General features: G+C 63.3%; 20 protein-coding genes. 6 read left to right on the forward strand and 14 right to left on the reverse strand.

Features of this window, described 5'->3' with window-relative positions:
• Window positions 1-25: 25 nt before the first annotated feature.
• Window positions 26-364 carry a sulfur oxidation c-type cytochrome SoxX gene (soxX, locus tag NL528_RS03870; RefSeq protein WP_309184792.1) on the reverse strand — a complete coding sequence of 113 codons (339 nt, stop codon included), beginning with the start codon at window positions 362-364 and terminating at the stop codon, window positions 26-28.
• 243 nt (window positions 365-607) lie between these two features.
• Between soxX and NL528_RS03875 the strand changes: the two genes are divergently transcribed.
• From NL528_RS03875 to NL528_RS03885, 3 genes are all read left to right on the forward strand, one after another.
• A complete protein-coding gene (locus tag NL528_RS03875) occupies window positions 608-1303 on the forward strand; it encodes a DUF938 domain-containing protein (protein ID WP_309181400.1) in 696 nt (231 codons plus the stop codon).
• A gap of 99 nt (window positions 1304-1402) precedes the next feature.
• Window positions 1403-2647, forward strand: a complete 1245-nt coding sequence (locus NL528_RS03880; protein WP_309184793.1) for an MFS transporter — start codon at window positions 1403-1405, stop codon at window positions 2645-2647.
• Window positions 2648-2837: 190 nt separating this feature from the next.
• Complete coding sequence (locus NL528_RS03885) at window positions 2838-4085, forward strand: MFS transporter (protein WP_309184794.1); 1248 nt, start codon at window positions 2838-2840, stop codon at window positions 4083-4085.
• A gap of 94 nt (window positions 4086-4179) precedes the next feature.
• Here the strand turns inward: NL528_RS03885 and NL528_RS03890 are convergent, their stop codons facing one another.
• Entirely contained in the window at window positions 4180-4686 is a 507-nt protein-coding gene (locus tag NL528_RS03890; RefSeq protein WP_375143983.1) for a VOC family protein, read from the reverse strand.
• Between the two features lie 146 nt (window positions 4687-4832).
• Entirely contained in the window at window positions 4833-5378 is a 546-nt protein-coding gene (locus NL528_RS03895; RefSeq protein ID WP_309181401.1) for a carboxymuconolactone decarboxylase family protein, read from the reverse strand.
• 159 nt (window positions 5379-5537) lie between these two features.
• Here NL528_RS03895 and NL528_RS03900 point away from each other — a divergent pair, with 159 nt between their 5' ends.
• Complete coding sequence (locus tag NL528_RS03900; protein WP_309181402.1) at window positions 5538-6722, forward strand: acyl-CoA dehydrogenase family protein; 1185 nt, start codon at window positions 5538-5540, stop codon at window positions 6720-6722.
• A gap of 154 nt (window positions 6723-6876) precedes the next feature.
• Window positions 6877-8016, forward strand: coding sequence for an acyl-CoA dehydrogenase (locus tag NL528_RS03905; RefSeq protein ID WP_309181403.1), 1140 nt, complete (start codon window positions 6877-6879; stop codon window positions 8014-8016).
• Between the two features lie 106 nt (window positions 8017-8122).
• Here NL528_RS03905 and NL528_RS03910 read toward each other — a convergent pair whose 3' ends face one another.
• The 7 genes from NL528_RS03910 to NL528_RS03940 form a co-directional block, all read right to left on the reverse strand.
• Entirely contained in the window at window positions 8123-9160 is a 1038-nt protein-coding gene (locus tag NL528_RS03910; RefSeq protein ID WP_309181404.1) for an amino acid ABC transporter substrate-binding protein, read from the reverse strand.
• 57 nt (window positions 9161-9217) lie between these two features.
• Window positions 9218-9811 (reverse strand): L,D-transpeptidase, encoded by a 594-nt coding sequence (locus NL528_RS03915; RefSeq protein ID WP_309181405.1) that lies wholly within the window; start codon window positions 9809-9811, stop codon window positions 9218-9220.
• Window positions 9812-9958: 147 nt separating this feature from the next.
• Window positions 9959-10087 carry a DUF2474 domain-containing protein gene (locus NL528_RS03920; protein ID WP_143205052.1) on the reverse strand — a complete coding sequence of 43 codons (129 nt, stop codon included), beginning with the start codon at window positions 10085-10087 and terminating at the stop codon, window positions 9959-9961.
• Window positions 10087-11097 carry a cytochrome d ubiquinol oxidase subunit II gene (gene cydB, locus NL528_RS03925; RefSeq protein ID WP_309181406.1) on the reverse strand — a complete coding sequence of 337 codons (1011 nt, stop codon included), beginning with the start codon at window positions 11095-11097 and terminating at the stop codon, window positions 10087-10089. Before cydB ends, NL528_RS03920 begins: the two co-directional genes overlap by 1 nt.
• Window positions 11094-12503 carry a cytochrome ubiquinol oxidase subunit I gene (locus NL528_RS03930; protein ID WP_309181407.1) on the reverse strand — a complete coding sequence of 470 codons (1410 nt, stop codon included), beginning with the start codon at window positions 12501-12503 and terminating at the stop codon, window positions 11094-11096. Before NL528_RS03930 ends, cydB begins: the two co-directional genes overlap by 4 nt.
• A 137-nt stretch (window positions 12504-12640) precedes the next feature.
• Window positions 12641-13204: a thioredoxin family protein gene (locus NL528_RS03935; protein ID WP_309181408.1), complete on the reverse strand. Its 564-nt coding sequence runs from the start codon at window positions 13202-13204 to the stop codon at window positions 12641-12643.
• A gap of 18 nt (window positions 13205-13222) precedes the next feature.
• Window positions 13223-13915: a cytochrome c biogenesis CcdA family protein gene (locus NL528_RS03940; protein ID WP_309181409.1), complete on the reverse strand. Its 693-nt coding sequence runs from the start codon at window positions 13913-13915 to the stop codon at window positions 13223-13225.
• Between the two features lie 226 nt (window positions 13916-14141).
• On the opposite strand from NL528_RS03940, the gene NL528_RS03945 reads away from it, so the two are divergent.
• On the forward strand, window positions 14142-14531 hold the full coding sequence (locus NL528_RS03945; RefSeq protein ID WP_309181410.1) for a hypothetical protein: 390 nt from the start codon (window positions 14142-14144) through the stop codon (window positions 14529-14531).
• A gap of 7 nt (window positions 14532-14538) precedes the next feature.
• Here the strand turns inward: NL528_RS03945 and NL528_RS03950 are convergent, their stop codons facing one another.
• The 4 genes from NL528_RS03950 to NL528_RS03965 form a co-directional block, all read right to left on the reverse strand.
• Entirely contained in the window at window positions 14539-15150 is a 612-nt protein-coding gene (locus NL528_RS03950; RefSeq protein WP_309181411.1) for a sigma-70 family RNA polymerase sigma factor, read from the reverse strand.
• A gap of 346 nt (window positions 15151-15496) precedes the next feature.
• Entirely contained in the window at window positions 15497-16234 is a 738-nt protein-coding gene (locus NL528_RS03955) for a response regulator (RefSeq protein WP_309181412.1), read from the reverse strand.
• The gene (locus NL528_RS03960; RefSeq protein ID WP_309181413.1) at window positions 16231-17979 is read right to left on the reverse strand and encodes a DUF3369 domain-containing protein; all 1749 of its coding nucleotides are present in this window, start codon (window positions 17977-17979) and stop codon (window positions 16231-16233) included. The genes NL528_RS03955 and NL528_RS03960 overlap by 4 nt, the downstream gene beginning before the upstream one ends.
• On the reverse strand, window positions 17949-19934 hold the full coding sequence (locus NL528_RS03965) for an ATP-binding protein (RefSeq protein ID WP_309184796.1): 1986 nt from the start codon (window positions 19932-19934) through the stop codon (window positions 17949-17951). The genes NL528_RS03960 and NL528_RS03965 overlap by 31 nt, the downstream gene beginning before the upstream one ends.
• Window positions 19935-19940: the final 6 nt, after the last annotated feature.

A 19940-nucleotide genomic window follows, 5' to 3' on the forward strand; every position in this document is an offset into this window, starting at 1 on the left:
GCTCTCCTGGCGTGCGCTTACAGCGTCACAGCGTCTGCAGAAAATCCACCACCGCGCTGATCTCCTTCTCGGACAAAATCCGGTTTCGTCCGAAGGGCGGCATCACGGTCTGCGGATTGCGCTTGGTTTCGTCCGACACAATGGCGACGAGGTCGTCGCGATTGGGGTATTTGGTTTTGATGTCTTTCAGTTCGGGGCCGATGGTGCCGGGAAGGTCGCCGCCCTTGATCATATGGCAGGTCAGGCAATTGCCCTTGCCGCGGTCGAATGCGAGCTTTTGGCCCTCGGCAGCGGCGGATTGTGCATGAGCGGGGCCCGCGACGGCGGCGCCGATCAACAGCGCCAGGACCAGAGCTGGCTTCATGGAGGAAGTGGCGATCAAGGGCGTTTCCCGGACGTTATATCGACGATCCCTGCGCAATATAGGGGGTCAAAAAGCACAAAGACCATCGGCTGGCAATGTGGAGAATAGGCGCGGGGAGACCGAGGTTAACGCACTGACCCAATGCACCCCGCGGAAGCTCGATTGTTCCCTCGTATTACAGTCATTCCGGCCAAATTTTGCAGACGGCGCCCGTGCGGTCTAAAAGGGCGCGGGAGAGTGGCCGTGGCGGAACATGTGGTGGAATTCGGCAAGGATGGCCGGCCGGTCGAACCCGACGGCCGGCTCGACGCGGCGGCGTTCCACCGCAACCACGCGCCGATTTCCACGGTTTTGCTGAAATTCCTCGCCGGCAAAACCGGCGACGTGCTAGAGGCCGGCAGCGGCACCGGCCAGCATGTGGTGCATTTCGCCCGCCACGCCCCTGATATCACCTGGTGGCCGAGCGACACCAACGAGGCGCATCTGAACAGCATCGGCGCGTGGCTGAAACATTCAGGCCTGCCGAACATCCGCCCCGCGCTGCGGATCGATCTCTCCGATCCCGCCTGGTGTCATCAGATGCACGACGGCCGCGGCCCCGGCAAATTGCTGGCGGTGTTCTGCGCCAATGTGATCCACATCGCGCCATGGCGCGTCGCCGAGGGCCTGTTTGCGGGCGCCGCGCGCTATTTGCGCTCCGACGGGCGGTTGTTTCTTTATGGCCCGTTCAAGCGCGACGGCAAGCACACCGCGCTGAGTAATGCCGTATTCGACACCAGCCTTCGCAGCCGCGAGCCCGAATGGGGCGTGCGCGATATCGGCGACGTCGAGAGATTGGCTGACGGTGTTGGCCTCGTCTTGCTCGAGACCGTGCAAATGCCGGCCAACAACCTGATTCTGGTGTTCGGGCCATCAAAAAAGGGTGACGCCAGCGCATAGCGCGCGCCCGTTTGCATCGGTTGATCGCGCGGCGGCTCCTCTTCATAGTGCCGGGAATCACCAGGGCTCCCGGCCGGGGCCTGCCGGGCGGGAATGCCGATATTGGATACGACAGCCACCGACGAGATCGCCAACGATGCGCGGGCGCGCTCCAATGTGCTGCGGCTGGCCGCGGCGCAGGCGCTGACCGGCGCCAATTCGGCGGTGATCTTCGCCACCGGCTCGATCGTGGGCGCGACGCTGGCGCCGTCAATCTCGCTCGCAACCGTGCCGCTGTCGATGTACGTGCTGGGCCTCGCCGCGGGCACGCTGCCGACCGGCGCGATCTCGCGCGCCTATGGCCGCCGCGTCGCTTTCATCATCGGCACCGGCTGCGGCGTAGCGACCGGCGCGCTTGGCGCATTCGCGATCCTGCATGCCTCATTCTGGCTGTTTTGCTGCGCGACCTTCCTCGGCGGCCTCTATGGCGCGGTGTCGCAATCCTACCGCTTTGCCGCCGCGGACGGCGCCAGCACCGCGTTCCGCCCCAAGGCCGTGTCGTGGGTGATGGCTGGCGGCGTATTCGCCGGCGTGCTCGGTCCGCAGCTCGTGCAGTGGACCATGGACATCTGGCCGCCTTATCTGTTCGCGTTCAGCTTTGTGGTGCAGGCGCTGGTCGCCTTGATCGCGATGGCGGTGCTGACCGGCGTCGATGCGCCAAAGCCGGCCGCGGCCGACCTGCATGGCGGCCGGCCGCTGTTCGAGATCGCGCGGCAGCCGCGCTTCATCGCCGCCGCCCTGTGCGGCGTCATCGCCTACCCCATGATGAACCTCGTCATGACGTCGGCGCCGCTCGCGATGAAGATGTGCGGCCTCTCCGTCAGCGATTCCAATTTCGGCATTCAGTGGCACATCGTGGCGATGTATGGGCCAAGCTTCTTCACCGGCTCGCTGATCGCCCGCTTCGGCGCGCCCGTGATCGTGGCGATCGGCCTGTCGCTGGAGGCGGTCGGCGCCATGATCGGCCTCTCCGGCGTCACCGCGATGCATTTCTGGGCTACGCTGGCCGTGCTCGGCGTCGGCTGGAATTTCGGCTTCGTCGGCGCGTCGGCGCTGGTGCTGGAGACGCACCGGCCGCAGGAGCGCAACAAGGTGCAGGCCTTCAACGATTTTCTGGTGTTCGGGATGATGGCTATCGGATCGTTCTCGTCCGGGCAGCTGTTGGCCAATTACGGCTGGTCGGCGGTCAACATGGTGGTGTTCCCGCCAGTGCTGCTCGGCCTTGCGGTGCTGTCGTTCGCGTCGTTCACGAAGCGACGGCGCAGATTGCAGTCGGTGGATGAATTTCCGGAGCCGAGCCTTTAGCGGTTTGCTGACATCCGCTGACAATTCGGCCGCGGTCGAAGTCTTCTTCTTCTTGACCTGCTAATAGTTGCCGTGATGCCCGGGCTTGACCCGGGCACCCACGTCTTTCTTGATGCCGGTACGAAGGACGTGGATGGCCTGGCATAGGCGAGCGGAAGCGACGCCGTCCTTCGGACCGCTATGCCCGGCCATGACGGCGCAAATTCAAAAGAAGAAAAAATTGGACGCATCCACTCACGCCACCATCGACGAAACCTCCATCCGCTACGAAGGCTGGCGGATCGTGCTGGTTTGCTTCCTGCTCGCGACCTTTGGCTGGGGGCTCGGCTTTTACGGCCAGAGCGTCTATGTCGCCGAGCTGCACCGGCTGCGCGGCTGGCCGGCGTCGCTGATCTCGTCCGGCACCACGTTCTTCTACCTGTCGGGTGCGGCGCTGGTCGCCTTCGTCAGCGAGGCGATCAGGGCGTTCGGTCCACGCAAATGCCTGATCGCGGGCACGTTGGCGATGGCGGCAGCCGCGATCTCGATCGGGCAGGTGCGCGAGCCCTGGCAGCTCTATGCGGCGAATGCGGTACTGGCGTTCGGCTGGGCCGGCACCAGCCTTTCCGTCATCACCAACACGCTCGGCCTCTGGTTCGACCACAAGCGCGGCATGGCGATCAGCCTGGCGCTGAACGGCGCCAGCTTTGGCGGCATTGCCGGCGTGCCGCTGCTGGCGGCCGCGATCGGCTATTTCGGCTTTTCGGGCGCGATGATCGCGGCGGCAGTCGCGATGATCGTGCTGATGGTGCCGGTGATCCTGATCTTCGTCGGACAACCGCCGCTGCACCTGAGTACGAGCGCGCTGGCGGCCTCAGACGCGCCATCCGCCACGCAAATCCGTGCACGGGCATTTCGCGATATCAGTTTTCTCTCGGTCTCCGGCGCCTTTGCGCTGGTGCTGTTCGCGCAGGTCGGCTTCATCGTTCATTTGATCTCGTTCCTGGATTCGGTGATCGGGCGCGAGCGCGCGGCGGTTGCAGTGGCGTTGATGACGGCGATGGCGGTGGTCGGGCGCGTGCTGTTCTCGTTCGTGATCGACCGGCTCAACCAGCGGCTGGCGTCGTCGCTGTCGTTCGTCAGCCAGGCGGTGGCGCTCGCCGTCATCATCAATGTGCACAACGACATGGCCTCGATCGCGGCCTGCGCGCTGTTCGGATTTTCGGTCGGCAATCTGATCACGCTGCCGTCGCTGATCGTGCAGCGCGAATTCGACCCGCGATCGTTCGGCGTGCTGGTCAGCCTGATCACGGCGATCAACCAGATCACCTATGCGTTCGGTCCCGGCGTGGTCGGGGTGCTGCGGGACGCCTCGGGAAGCTATGCGCTGCCGTTCTACGGCTGCATCGGGCTGGAACTGACCGCGGCGGTGCTGATCATGATCCGCGGGCGTCCCTGAGTCGTCATTGCGAGCGAAGCGAAGCAATCCATTTCACCGAGCAAAGGAAGAGTGGATTGCTTCGTCGCTTCGCTCCTCGCAATGACGGCAAAAACTACACCGCCCGCTGCCGCAATAGATCATCCAGATCGAGCCGCTTCGTGAACATCGACAGCGCGCCGTCCGGCGTGCGCGGCCATTGCTCCTTCGGCCGGTCCCAGTACAGCTCCACGCCGTTCTCGTCGGGATCGCGCAGATAAAGCGCCTCGCTGACCCCGTGGTCGCTGGCGCCGTCGAGCTCGATACCGGCGCTGATCACGCGATAAAGCGCATCGCCCAGCGCCGGACGGGTCGGATAGAGGATCGCGGTGTGGAACAGGCCCGTCGTGCCCGGCGGCGGCGGATGGCCGCCTTTGCTTTCCCAGGTATTGAGCCCGATATGGTGGTGATAGCCGCCGGCCGAGATGAACGCCGCGCCGGAGCCGAGCCGCTGCATCAGTTCGAAGCCGAGCACGCCGCAATAGAAGCCCAGCGCGCGGTCGAGGTCGGCGACCTTGAGGTGGACATGCCCGATCCGGGTACCGGCGATGATGGGTGGATTGTCGGGCAAAGCGTTCTCCATTCGAAGGGTATCGTGCCCCGGATACTGCGCAGCGCGTCAGCGATGCGCTGCTAAGCCGGGGCCCATAGCTCGCGGGTCCCGGCTCTGCGGTGCACCGCTGAAGAAGCGCTGCACCGCGTCCGGGACACGTAGGCGGCGATCACGCCTCACGCAAGGTCGGACACTTCTCCTGTCGGCAGTTCGAACTCAAAGGTGTTCAGCGTCATCGACACCATCGTGTAGTAGCCGCACAGCCCGATGATCTCGGTCACGCCGCGCACGGTGAGCACCTTGACGGCGGTGTCATACAGCGCCTTCGACACGCCGTGGCCCTCATGCAGCGATTTGGCGAGGTCGTAGATCATCTGGCCCTTGGGATCGTCGAACACGGGCGTGCGGCGGTCGCGGATGTCATCGATGATTTTCGGGTCCATGCCGCCCTTCAGTGCGAGGCGCTTGTGCGCGTACCATTCGTAATGCGAGGTCCAGTGCCGCGCGGTGACGAGGATCGCGATCTCCGACAATTTGGCCGGAAATATCGTATCGAAGCGCAGCACGCCGCCAAGGCGCGTGGCATGCCGGGCCATTTCGGGACTATTGAGCCAGGCCATCATCGGCGCCGGCGGGGCGCCCCGTTTGCCTGCAATCGACTCGTCGTAGGTTTCTTTTTGGTCCGCGCTCATTTCGCCAGGCGAAAGCAACTTCAGGCGCATGTCCGTTTCCTCTTGTTTTTCAATCGTTACGCGCTTTGCGAATACACCTGATCACGCGGCATGACCACCGCCGCTCCGGCATGGCATGACGCAAGACATATTGAATTCCGCGGTGCGGTGACTAAGGTCCTTTCCAACTCGACAATATGGAAACGCACCATGCCCGATCTGGAAAATTTTCGCCGTGAAACCCGCGCCTGGCTGCAGGCGAACTGTCCGCCCGAGATGCGGCGGCCGATGACCTCGGACGCGGATACGTTCTGGGGCGGCCGTAACGCCAAATTCTCCTCCGAGCCGCAGCGCGTCTGGTTCGAGCGGATGCGCGACAAGGGCTGGACCGTGCCGCATTGGCCGAAGGAATATGGTGGCGGCGGCCTCGACGGCGAGGAGGCCAAGATCGTGCGCCAGGAGATGGCGGCGATCGGAGCCCGCCAGCCGCTGGTCTCGTTCGGCATTTCCATGCTCGGACCGGCGCTGCTGAAATACGGCACCGACGCGCAGAAGAAGGAGCATCTGCCCAAGATCACGGCGGGCTTGATCCGCTGGTGCCAGGGCTATTCCGAGCCGAACGCCGGCTCCGACCTTGCCTCGCTGCAGACCCGCGCCGAAAGCGACGGTGATGATTTCATCATCAACGGCCAGAAGATCTGGACGTCATATGCCAACTACGCCGACTGGATTTTCTGCCTGGTGCGCACCGATGGCACGGCCAAGAAACACGACGGCATCAGCTTCATCCTGTTCGACATGGCCTCGAAGGGCGTGTCGACAAAGCCGATCCTGCTGATCTCCGGCTATTCGCCGTTCTGCGAAACCTTCTTCGACAATGTGCGGGTGCCGAAGTCGCATGTGGTCGGCACCGTCAATCGCGGCTGGGATGTCGCGAAATATCTGCTGCAGCACGAGCGCGCGATGATCTCGGGCATGGGCGAGCGCGGCGTCGGCCGGCCGCTTGGCCAGGTTGCCGCCGACTCGGTCGGGACCGACGAGCAGGGCCGGCTGGAAGATCCGATGCTGCGCGGCCAGATCTCGACCTTCGAGATCGACGAGGCGGCGCTGTCGGCGGCCGCCGAGCGCGCGGTCGATCTGGCCAAGGCCGGTCAGTCGCATCCGGCGTTTTCGTCGGCGATGAAATATTACGGCACTGAATTGAACAAGCGCCGCTACGAAATCCTGATGTCGGCCGGCGGCATCGACGCGCTGGAATGGGAGAGCGAGCGCTCCAAAGGCGGCGCCCGCCCGCGTGCCTGGCTGCGCACCAAGGCCAACTCGATCGAGGGCGGCACCAGCGAGGTGATGCTCGGCATCGTGGCCAAGCGCATCCTCGATCTGCCGGGAGCGTGAACTCTGCAACCGTCGTTCCGGGGCGACGCGAAGCGTCGAACCCGGAACCTCGAGATTCCCCGACGTGCAATTGCACATCTGAGGTTCGCGTCTTCGACGCGCCCCGGAATGACGACCTCAAATTAGAAACACATCCAAACCGGAATCCTCTCAAATGGCCCTCGTCCTTACCGAAGAACAATCCATGCTGCGCGACAGTGCGCGCGGCCTCATCAGCGACAAGGCGCCGGTATCGCATCTGCGCGCACTGCGCGATGCCAAGGACGCAGTCGGATTTTCCCGCGATCTCTGGAAGACGTTTGCCGAGATGGGATTTTCCGGGCTGCTGGTGCCGGAGAACTTTGGCGGCAGCGGGCTCGGCTGCGTCGAGGCCGGCGTGGTGATGGAAGAAATCGGCCGCACCTTGATGCCGTCGCCGTTTCTCGCCACCTCGGTGCTGGCGGCCTCGGCGCTGTCGCGCGGCGGCAGTGATGCGCAAAAATCCCAGCATCTGCCAAAAATTTCCGACGGCTCGCTGCTGGCGGCGCTCGCGATCGACGAAGGAGCCAAACACCGCCCGTTGCAAACCAAGATGCAAGCGGTGCGCTCCGGCAATGGGTTCAAGCTTTCCGGCGACAAGGCCTTTGTGGTCGACGGCCACACCGCCGATCTCCTGATCGTCGCGGCGCGCACCGGCGGCGCCGCCGGCGAGCGCAACGGCCTGACGCTGTTCCTGGTCGATCCGAAGACCAAGGGCATCGCGACTGAGCGCACGGCGATGGTCGATTCGCACAATGCGGCACGGATCGTGTTCGAGAATGTCGAGGTCAATGCCGATCATGTGCTCGGCGAGGTTGATCAAGGCGGGGCGTTGCTCGAGGGCGTGCTCAATATCGGCCGCGGCGCGGTTGCCTCCGAAATGGTGGGTCTCAGCGAAGAAGTGTTCGGCCGTACCGTCACCTATCTCAAGGAACGCAAGCAGTTCGGCAAGCTGATCGGCGAATTCCAGGCGCTTCAGCATCGCGCAGCCCAACTCTACATCGATATCGAAATCACCCGCGCTGCGGTGCTGAAAGCGCTGCAGACGCTCGATGGCGATTTCGATCGCGCGGGTGCAGCGGTCGCCGTCGCCAAAGCGCGCGCCGGCTCAACCGCGACGCTGGCGGTTCAGGAAGGCGTCCAGATGCACGGCGGCATGGGCATGACCGACCAGTTCGACATCGGCTTCTTCATGAAGCGGGCGCGGGTCTGCCAGGAATTGTTCGGCGATGCCAATTTCCACGCCGATCAGCTGGCGCGGATGAAGAGTTATTGACGGTCTCACCCCGTCATTGCGAGCGAAGCGAAGCAATCCATAGCGCGGCATAACGGATAGATGGATTGCTTCGTCGCTTCGCTCCTCGCAATGACGTCTGAGGGACCTACCTGATCGGCGGGGCGTACTGAATCCCGCCGGCGCTCCAGAGCTGGTTGAGCCCGCGCGGAATCTTCAGCTTCGACTCGGCGCCGACATTGCGCTCATAGACCTCGCCGTAATTGCCGACGTGGCGGATGATGCGGGCAGCCCAGTCCTTGGTCAGACCGAGGTCCTCGCCGTAACTGCCTTCGGTGCCGACCAGACGCATCACCTCGGGCTTCTTCGACTTCAGCGCCTCGTCGATGTTCTTGGAGGTAATGCCGAGTTCTTCGGCATTGATCATCGCATAGAGCGTCCACTTCACGATCATCATCCAGTCGTCGTCGCGCTGCCGCACCACGGGCGCCAGCGGCTCCTTGGAGATGATGTCCGGCAGGATGATGTGGTCGTTCGGCTTGGAGAGATTAAGCCTGAGCGCATAGAGCTGCGAGGCGTCGGCGGTGAAGGTGTCGCACTGGCCGGAATCATAGGCTTTGACCACTTCCTCCAGCTTGGGGAATTTCATCTCCTGGTATTTCATGTTGTTGGCGCGAAAATAGTCCGCGAGGTTGAGCTGCGTGGTGGTTTCCGCCTGCACGCAGATCTTGCTGCCATTGAGGTCGAGCGCCGAGTCGATCTTGCGGGCCGCGGGCAGCATGAAGCCTTCGCCGTCATAATAGGCGACCGCCGGGAAGTAGAGATCGTAATTGGTCTCGCGCGACATGCTCCAGGTCGAGTTGCGGGAGAGGATGTCGACCTTGCGGTTCTGCAACTCCTTGAAGCGTTCGCTGGCATCGAGCGGAATGAATTTCGCGGCCTTCGGATCGTCGAAGATCGCCGACGCCACCGCGCGGCAGAAATCGACGTCAAAACCGCTCCAGTTGCCCTTGTCGTCGGGGATCGAGAAGCCGGGCAGGCCGGCATTGACGCCGCAGAATACCTCGCCGCGCCGGATCGTGCGCTTCAGGGTTCGGGTGTCGTATCGCTCATAGGTGATGGCAACGGCCGCGATCGCGACTGCGACCGCCAGACCAATCAGGAGGCCGCCTCGGAATGTGCGCATGATTTATCTCTCACCAATGATCGGGAAAAACGGATTTCAGCGAAGCTGGAGCGGCGGTTACAGTTCGGGCTTTTGCCGGATAATTACCTTGGTTCCGACGGGCACGCGATCGTAGAGATCGGCGACGTCGGCGTTGACCAGCCGGAAGCAACCAGATGAAACCTTGGTGCCGATCGTGTCGGGACGGTTGGTGCCGTGGATTCGGTAGACGGTGGTGCCGAGATACATGGCGCGGGCGCCGAGTGGATTGCCGGGTCCACCGGCCATGAAGCGCGGCAGATAGGGCTGGCGGGCAATCATTTCCGGCGGCGGCGTCCAGTCCGGCCATTCCGCCTTGCGGGTGATATTGACCAGGCCCTGCCACTGGAATCCGTCGCGCCCGACGCCGATGCCGTAGCGCAGCGCGCGGCCGTTGCCTTGCACCAGGTACAGATGGCGTTCGGCGGTGGAGATGATGATGGTGCCCGGCGCCTCATTGGTCCGATAATACACCATCTGCTTGCGGTATTCCGGATCGAGCTCGACGCTGTCATCCGGCAGAAGCCCGGGCTGGTCGCCCACGTCGGGCTGCTGGGCATAGCTTTGCGAGGCTGAAAGCATCAGGCCACCGGCGGCGACGACGATCCAGATCAGGTGACGAAGTCTCGTCATTGCAAAGCTCTCCTTCTTGGCCCTTGAGCCAAATCCTTGGAACCATCAAATCTCAGGGCCAGCTTGATGGCAAGTTCAAGGCGAGTGCGACGGATACGTCACTGAAATGTCACGAATTTTCGAAAGGTGCAGATGGCCCGAAATACCTCATTTCGGTGCGATCCAGAGCCGCAGGCCAAAGGAGATCAAGGCGACGGTGCCGACGCCGCCGAGCCAGAGGGCTGCGAACCACAATAGCCGCTGCGTCAGCGGGCGTGGATTTTCCTCTCGCGGCATCAATGATAGCCGCTCCCGTGCCTGACCTTGCCGCGGAACACCCAGTAAGCCCACGCGGTGTAGCCGAGGATCAGCGGCACCAGCACGCCGACGCCGAACAGCATGAAGATCTGGCTGTTCGCGGGCGAGGCTGCCTGCCAGATCGTGATGCTCTGCGGCACGATGTAGGGATACATGCTGATGCCCAGGCCGGCATAGGACAGCGCGAACAGCGCCAGCGCCAGGAAGAACGGCTGGTAGTCGTATTTGTTGGCAAGGCTGCGCAGCAACAACACCGTCACGCCGGCCACCGCGATCGGCACCGGCGCGGTCAGGATGATGTTGGGCCAGGCGAACCAGCGCTGCGTGTACTGCACGTGGAGGAACGGCGTCGCAATGCTGACCGCGCCGATCGCGCCCAGCATCGCCAGCAACAGCACCCAGCTCAAATGATAGGCGCGGTCGCGCAAACTGCCTTCGGTCTTCATCACCAGCCAGGTCGCGCCCAATAGCGCATAGCCGATCACCAGTGCTGCACCGGTCAACAGGCTGAACGGCGTCAGCCAGTCCCACCAGCCGCCGGCATAATGCCGTCCCTCGACATGCACGCCCTGCAGGATGGCGCCGAGTGCGATGCCCTGCGCCAGCGTAGCCACCAATGAACCGCCGGCAAAGGCGATGTCCCAGCGGTTGCGCTCGCTCTGCGTCGTCCGCCAGCGGAATTCGAAGGCGACGCCGCGAAAGATCAGCCCGACCAGCATGGCGATCATGGGCGTGTAGAGCGCCGGCATCAGCACCGAATAAGCCAGCGGGAACGCCGCCATCATGCCGCCGCCGCCCAGCACCAGCCAGGTTTCGTTGCCGTCCCAGACCGGCGCGACGCTGTTCATGATGACGTCGCGATCGGCTTTCTCCGGGAATAGCGGAAACAGGATGCCGAGCCCGAGGTCGAAACCGTCCATCACCACATAGACGAACACGGCAAACGCGATGATGAAGGCCCAGATGATGGCGAGGTCGATGGGGATCATCGGGCGGCTCCCTCGACGACGACGCCGGCGGCGGGCGTGATGCCGGCGGCGCGGGCAGGCGCGTCATGCGACGGCCCCTGTTCGCCGGGATGCGGCGGAGCCGCCATCAGCCGCAGCAGGTAGATGACGCCGGTGGTGAACACCGTGAAATAGACGATGATGAAAATGATCAACGAGGAGGCGACTGCGGGCGCCGCGAGCGGGGAGGCGGATTCGACCGTCCGCAACAGCCCGTACACCGTGAACGGCTGGCGCCCGGTCTCGGTGGTGATCCAGCCCGCGAGCACGGCGATGAAACCCGCCGGGCCCATCGCGATCGCGAACAAATGCAACAGGCGGAATTCATAGAGCTTGCCGCGCCAGCGCATCCACAGGCTGAGCAGGCCGAGCCCCATGATCAGGAATCCGAGGCCGACCATGATCCGGAACGACCAGAAGGTGATCGGCACCGGCGGCCAGTTTTCGCGCGGCACGGTGTCGAGGCCGGCCATCGGCGCGTCCGGGGAATGTTTCAGGATCAGCGAACCCAGTTTCGGGATTTCGACGGCGTATTTGACCTTGCCGGCGGTCTGATCGGGCAGGCCGAACAGGATCAGCGGTGCGCCGTCCTTATGGCTCTCGTAATGGCCTTCCATCGCCATGATCTTGGTGGGCTGATGCTCCAGCGTGTTGAGGCCGTGCTGGTCGCCGGCGAGAATCTGGATCGGCGCCACCAGGGTTGCCATCCACATCGCCATCGAGAACATCACGCGGGGGCCGGCGAGATGCTGGTCGCGCAGCAGATGATAGGCGCCGACCGCGCCGACCACGAGCGCGGTCGTCAGATAGGCGGCCAGCACCATGTGCACGAGGCGGTAGGGGAACGACGGATTGAAGATCACCTGGAGCCAGCTGGCGGCGACGAACTGGCCATCGGCATTGATGGCGTAGCCCGCCGGCGTCTGCATCCAGGAATTGGACGAGAGAATCCAGAATGCCGAAATCAGCGTGCCGATCGCGACCATCAGGGTCGCGAGGAAATGCAATTTGTGACCGACCCGTTCGAGGCCGAACAGCATCACGCCGAGGAAGCCGGCTTCGAGAAAGAACGCGGTCAGCACCTCATAGGCCATCAACGGCCCGATCACCGGCCCGGTCTTGTCGGAAAACGCCGACCAGTTGGTGCCGAACTGGTAGGAGATCACGATGCCGGACACCACGCCCATGCCGAAGGCGACGGCAAAGATCTTCAGCCAGTAATTGAACAGGTTGATGAAGACCTCGCGCCCGGTCCACAGCCAGAGCGCTTCAAGTACCGCCAGATAGCTTGCAAGCCCGATCGAGAAGGCGGGGAACACGATGTGGAACGACATCGTGAAAGCAAACTGCGCCCGGGCCAATACTACGGCGTCCCAGCCTTCGAACATCACGCACCATCCATCGCCGGTCTCTTGGGCACGATCTTGTCCGAAAACCGGAAATCCACTTTTCGGGATCGTGCCACAATCCGGCGCGAACCTTATCACGCCGAATTTGACGATAGTAGCCGCGCTGCCGGAATTGATCAGCTATTGGCGTTCAGCAGCCGTGCAATGGTGCGGTCGATCTGTTCGTACTGGCCTTCGCCGTCGTGCTGGAACACGATCTTGCCGTTCTGGTCGACGATATATTGCGCCGGCCAATACTGGTTGCGGTAGGCGTTCCAGGTCTGCGACTCATTGTCCTGCCCGACCGGATAGGTGATGCCGTGACGTTTCAGCGCCGCCTGCACATTGGACGCCGAGTGTTCGAACGGGAATTCCGGGGTGTGGATGCCGACCACGACGAGGCCGCGATCCCTGTATTTGGCATAGAGCTCGGTGACGTGCGGCAGCGTGTTGACGCAGTTGACGCAGCCATAGGTCCAGAAATCCACCAGCACCACCTTGCCGCGCAGGTCGGAGATTTTCAGCGGCTTCGAATTGAACCAGTTGCTGATGCCGGTGAATTCAGGCGCGGCCTGCTGTGCCGCCGCGACCGCGAACGGAGCATCCGGCGCTCGCGCTTCGCCGCTGATGCCGGGGAGGGTCGTGCCTGTCAGGCTGAACGCAACCAGTGCGGCGGATGCGGCGAGCGAGCGTAGGGTCATGGAAGTCTCCTTGAGGGTTCAGAGGCCGATCTGGCCATTGGGGTAGAATCCGGTCAGCCACGCCACGATCAGCGTGTCGTATTGGAAATAGGAGGCAATCGCGAAGGCGATCACGACGACGCCGAAGGCCTGCTGCAGCCTGGGTGTCATCCGCGCGATGCTGCGAATACGGGTGGTGACGGCCTGGCCGCCATAGGCGATCAAGAGCATCGGGATCGCCGCGCCGATGGCGTAGACCACCAGCAGCAGGCTCGCCCATGCGGTGTCCTTCGAGGTCGCCACGACGGTCAGGATCGAGCCCAGCACGGGGCCGGCACAGGGCGTCCAGACCAGGCCAAGCGTGGTGCCGAGCACGAAGCCGCCGATCATGCCTTGGCGGGATCCCGCCGTGGTGCTGCTGCCGAGCCGGCCGAACCGGACCGACAGCCACTCGAACGGCGCGGGCCAGATCATCAGCAGTCCAAATCCGGCCAGCAATACCGCGGCGCCGGTTCGCAGCACGTTGGGATCGAAATCGAACGCCCGGGTGATCGCGCTCAGCGCCAATGCCACCATCGAGAATGACATCACGAAACCAAGCGCGATCATCGCCGGCCGCGCCCTGCCGGTCTGGCCGACCGATGCCCCGAGCAGAATAGGCAGCATCGGCAGGGTGCAGGGTGCGGCGACCGTGACGACGCCTGCAAGCAGCGCGAGAACGAGGTTGAACATCGGATCCGTCCATCAACGGCTCCCGGCAGCGCCATGTGGCCACTGCGGGGAGCTTGATGTTCTTCGCGATGACGGCGCGGGCCGTTACGCCGGCCGCATCCCAGGCCGCGTCACGTCTCTGTGAGCCCCTCGAGGTGCGCTCACGATAACGCCTCCCCCAAATACAGAGCGACCCGGCTGGGGGGCATCCCGGCCGGGTCGTTGGAGGTTACTTGGGAGTCAGAACTTGGAAGGTCTGGTGGTCTGGAAACTGGTTCAACGGGCTCCGTTGGGGATCACACAGACCTCAGCGGCGCTCTTGGTGCTGCAATCGATCACTTGTTCGCGCACGACCATCGAACCGGCATCGCGCTGGGCGCGGGGGGCGATGTTCTGGGCGGACAATGAGGCCAGTGTGGCGACGGCGCCGAGCGGGATAATGAAAAAGCGGAAGGACGGCTTCAGCATGTTCGCTCTCCTGTTCGGCGTTGGTGTTGCGTTGTTGACGATCGATATAGGGAGGGAGTTTTTCCGGGTGATGTCGTCAATTGTTTCATTTGTTTCGTCGCCGGTAATCTTTGGCCTCGAAATCAACCCCGATTTTCGTCCCCGCCCTCCATTTAAGTATCTGAAATAGCTGTTTTTTATGCAGCCAGACTGTCCACGCCCGCGCCCTTAAGCAGCTCCGCGAGTTGTTTGCGGGCATAAAACATCCGGGTCTTCACCGTGCTCTGAGGAATGCCGATGATCGCGCCGGCCTCTTCCACCGACTTCTCGTGGTAGTAGACGAGGTTGATGATCTCGCGATGCGCCGGCGACAGCTTTGCGACGCAGGCACGCAGGATGGCCGAGGTATTGGCGCGGTCCAGCGAGGCTTCCGGCGTATCGGCCTCATCGGCGATCTCGAGCACGTCTTCCTGCTCGATATCTTCGTGCTTGCGTTGGCGCAGCGCGGTCAGCGCCTTGAAGCGGGCGATCGACAGCAGCCAGGTGGAAACCTGGGAACGGCCTTCGAACTGGCTGGCGGTCCGCCACACGTCCAGGAACACCTGGCTGACCAGGTCTTCGGCCTGGGTGGTGTCGCGCACCATGCGGAGGACGAAGCGGTAAACCCGGACGTTGTGACGGGAATAAAGCACATGCATCGCCGTGCGGCCGCCCAGGGCGATACTCTCAAGCAGCATCTCATCGGAGGTCGCGCGGACCGCCGCGATATTTTTGCGGGCTGCAGCGTTGATGGCGATGACGTTCGGCATGACAGGCTCCCACTTCGCCTTTTGGCGGCGCTTCGTTGGGAGGATTGTTAGTTAGTCAACGTTTCGGGATGTCTGCACGAAAAGGAGAAAATGGTTTCATGCCCGGGAGAATTGTTTCGTCGCAGGGCCCGGGACGAAACATTCGGGGGTAAAATGCGAGTAATTTCAATAAGCGGAAAATTGGAGGGAAGCCTTCTTCACCTCTCCCCGCTTGCGGGGAGAGGTCGAAATTTGCGCGAAGCGCGAATTTCGGGTGAGGGGGACTATCCGCGCATTCAGCATTCGTGGAGGCAGCCCCTCACCCCGGCCCTCTCCCCGCAAGGGCGGGGCGAGGGAGAAGGAAGTCTCACGCCTTGTCGCCGGTCGGCGAAAACAGATAGCCGCCGCCGCGGATGGTGCGGATCACCGCGGGCTTGGTCGGATCGATCTCGATCTTGCGGCGGATCCGCATGATGCGCAGATCGACCGCGCGGTCGAAGGCCTCGGCGTCGCGCGCGTTGGCCAATTCCAACAGCCGCTCGCGCGACAGCACCCGCTTCGGATTGGCCGCGAACACTTTCAAGAGGCCGAATTCGGACGCGGTCAGCGGATGCTCGTTGCCCTCGTCGTCGCGCAGCGCCTGCGCCCCGAGATCGAGCCATTTGGTGCCGAACCGCACCAGTTGATCCTTTTCCGTTTTGGTAGCCGCGGCTTCGGGCGCCGCTGCCTTCACCGGCGTACTACGGCGCAGCACCGAGCGGATCCGCGCCATCAATTCCCTGAGCTCGCAGGGCTTTGCGATGTAGTCGTCGGCGCCGAGCTCCAGCCCGACCACGCGATCGATCGGACTTGCCGTCGCCGTCAGCATGATGACGGGGACGTTGATGCGGCTCTTGAGGTCACGGATGATCGACAGCCCGTCTTCCTCGGGCATGTTGAGGTCGAGCACCACGAGGTCGGGCACGTTGGTCTCGATCACGCTGCGCAGGCTTTTGCCGCCGTCGCACAGGGTGACGCCAAAACCATGCATCTTGAGGTAATCGCCGACCATTTCGCGGGCCGGCGCCTCGTCGTCGACGATGATGATATGCGGGCTCTGGGTCATGACGTCTCTGTTGCCGGCAATGTAACCGTAAACGTCGATCCCTGTCCGGGTCCGGCGCTCTCCGCGGTCACATGGCCGCCATGCATGTCGATAATGCGTTTGACGATCGATAGACCCAGGCCGGTAGAGCTCTCGCCGGCGGTGGGCTTGGCCGAGAGCCGCTGGAACCGGCCGAACAGCCGGCCGAGGTCTTCGGGGCTGAGCCCTGCGCCCTCGTCACCGATGCGAATGACGGTGCTATGGCCCTCATGGCCGACCGCCACCGTGATCTTGCCGCCGATCGGCGAGTATTTGATGGCATTGCTGACCAGATTGTCGATTGCTTCGCGGATCCGGTCGGAGTCGCACATGGTGACGAAATTCGGCGGCGCGGATACGGCAATTGTTTGCTGCTTGTTGACGGCCAACGGCTGGTTGGCGTCGGCGACCTCGGCAACGAGGGCTGCGACATCGACCGGCTCACGGCGAATGGTGATGTCGAAGGCGTCCGCCATCGCATCCGAAATCAGATGATCGACCATCGAGGTCAGGCGCCTGGTGGCGTCGCGGATATGGTCGACCTGCGCCGTGACGTTTTCCTTGGGCGAGCCAGCCGAGATCAACTCGGTCAGCATTTCGGTGCGGCCGAGAATCACGCCGAGCGGATTCTTCAAATCGTGCGCGACGGTGCCGAGGATCTCGTTCTTGAAGCCGTTGGCGCGCTGCAGCCGCAGCCATTGCGACGACAGCCGGCGGTTGGCCTGCATTAGCGCCCGCGTGCGCTGCGCGACGCGGTCCTCGAGCTGGGTATTGGCCTCGTGCAGCTGCTGATAAAGAATGACGTTGTCGAAGGCGATCGACAGCCGGCTGGAGAAGATCTCGACCAGCGCGCGGTCGGTCTCCGAAAGCGGACGCTCGGCCTGCAGCAGCACGACCACTTCGCGGCCGCTGCCGGTGCGCAGATAAAGCACGCTGCGATGATCGGCGAATTCGTTCTTGCGGCGCTGGAACGCCGCCTCCACCATCTGCCGCAAATCCGGATCGAGCGCTTTCGAACTGGTGGTGCCGATGAAGCGGCTGTAGCAGCCCGAGCCGGCAAGCACGGAAAATTCGGATTCGGCCGAGCCGCCGTCGTCGCGCAGCACCAGAATGCCGGCGCAATCGACATTGAGCAGCGAGGCAAGCTGGGTCAGCACGCCTTCGGCGAGGCGCTGCATCGATTTGAAATCATACAGCGTCGAGGCGGCGTCGATGATGATTTCCAGCCCGCGCCTGGTCTGCACCATGCGCTCGAGCTGCTGGTAGCTGCGCAAGGCCGCTGTCAGCGAGGTGAACAGCTTGTCGGCGGTGAGCTCGGTCTTCGCCTTGTAGTCGTTGATGTCGTACTGGACGATGACGCGGCGCTCGGGCGCCTGGCCGGGCTGTCCGGTGCGCAGGATGATGCGGACGGTCTCGTTCCTGATCTCGTTGCGGATGTATTCGACCAGTTCGAGGCCGGCGACGTCGGTTTCCATGATGACGTCGAGCAGCACGGCTGCGATATCCGGATTGTTTCGCATCAGGATGCGGCCTTCGGCCGCGGAATAGGCCGACAGGATTTCGAGTGTCGACCCCTGCAGGTTGTAGTCACTCAGCGCAAAGCGGGTGCCTTCATGCACGGCCTGATCGTCGTCGATGACGGCGATCTTCCATTTGCGCGCGGACGAAACCTCCGGAACGGCGCCGGTATCGTCGATCAGGTGGAGGACATCGTCCTGTTCGGCCATTGAGGAGTTCCGTCGGCTGCAGCGTCCGTGATCGAGGGTCCACCCTTGGCGACCTTCGGCATGATAATGCGAAATGTAGTGCCTTGTCCCGGTCTTGACTCCAGCATCATCCGGCCGCCGAGCTGTTGAGTGACAAGATTATAGACGATATGCAACCCCAGTCCGGTGCCGCCCTCGTTGCGGCGCGTGGTAAAGAACGGGTCGAAGGCCTGCCGCTGCACGTCCGGCGTCATTCCCGCCCCGTTATCGGCGAAAATGATCTCGACATCGTCGCTGCCGCGGGCCCTTGCCGAGATCGAGATCGCCCCGGAGCGGCCGTCGGCGAAGGCATGATTGGCGGCGTTGAGGAAAAGATTGGTTAAAATCTGCCCGTAGGAGCCGGGATAGCCGTCAATCATCAGGCCCTCCGGCACGTCGACCGACAGCGTGATCGCGGCCTTCTTCAGGACCGGCCGCAGGCTGGCGACGATCTGGTCGGTGGCTTCCCCGAGGGAGAATTGCCGGCGCTCGGCATGCGAACGGTCCACCGCCACCTGCTTGAACGACTGGATCAACTCGCCGGCGCGATGCAGGTTCGCCACCAGCTGCTGGGCGGCGTCGCGCGAGGTTTTCACGAATTCGTCGAGCTTGGAGCGGCGCAGCGGCTCGGTGCGCAATTCGGACTCGAACATCTCGGCGCGGCGCGCAAAGCTTGAAGCAACGGTCAGGCTGATGCCGATCGGGTTGTTGACCTCATGGGCGACCCCGGCGACCAGGCCGCCCAGCGCCGCCAGCCGTTCGGCGTCGATCAGGTTCTGCTGGGCGGTGTTGAGCTCCAATAGCGCGCTCTCGGCCTTTTCCTTCGAGGCGCGCAGCTCGTCCTCGGTCTTGCGCTTGGCGATAGCGTTTTCGCGGAACACTTCCACCGCACGCGCCATCGCGCCGACCTCGTCCTTGGCGGCCGTTCCCTGCACGCTGCGGTCATAGTCGCCCGAGGTGATCGCGTGCATCGCCGCCATGATCTGGTGCAGCGGCAGCCGGATCGAGAGCGCGATCAGCACGCCGGCCGAAAGGATGATGCCGAGAAAGATCACGGCGATCGACAGCACCCGGCTCGATATGTTGGACAGCGTCCGATCGAAGGTCTCCTGCGCCTTTTGCTCGCGCTGGCGCATCTTGACCGACAACTCGTCGATGGCGCCGATCGCGTCCGCCTGGCTGGCGTCGATGGTGTTGCGCAACAGCTCGGTGCGGTTGGCGAGCTCCTCGGTGAGTTTGGCCAGTCCCTCCCGCAGCGCCAGGGTCCGCGTGTTCAACCGCGCCAGCGCCATGCGCTGCAGATCGTTGTCGGCGAGGTCGGTCATCACAGGAATGGTTTTTTCGATTGTCTCGGTGTTCCTGCGTGCGTCGTCGGCGGAGGCGGACGACAGCGAGAGGTAATAGGAGTTGGCGGCGACCAGCATCGCGGTAAATGCCTCGCGGGATTTACCGAGTGCCGGCCAGATCAGCGCGTCGCGGTGCCCGGTGGCGCCCTCGATGATCGAGTAAAGCCCGGCCATATCCTTGGCCGGACCCAGCACCTGCTCTTCATAGGTCTTGGCGATTTTCCCCTGTACCGCGCGCAATTCGCCAAAACCGTCGAGGAAACGGCTGGTGACGTGTTCGAGCCGCTCCACCGACCCCGACAGCATCGGGTCGTTCGAAGCGCGCGTGGTCAGCGTGCCGAGCACCGCTTCGCGCAACAGCAGGATCTCGGCGAACAGTTCGGGGCTCGGCTGGTTGATGTAGCGGTGGATCAGGTTCTGCAGGCGGCTGGTTTCGCTCTCCAGCGACGCCAGGATCTTGTCGGATTCGCGCACCTGCCGGACATCTTCCCAGGCCGAGCCCAGCACCTTGGCGCCGTTCCAGATCAAGACGGCGAGCACGATCACGACGGCCGAGTTCAAGGCGGCGATCGACAGGATGCGCCAGCGGATCGGTAC

Origin of the sequence: Bradyrhizobium sp. Ash2021 (genome assembly GCF_031202265.1) — a bacterium.
In the GTDB taxonomy this organism is placed as follows: domain Bacteria; phylum Pseudomonadota; class Alphaproteobacteria; order Rhizobiales; family Xanthobacteraceae; genus Bradyrhizobium.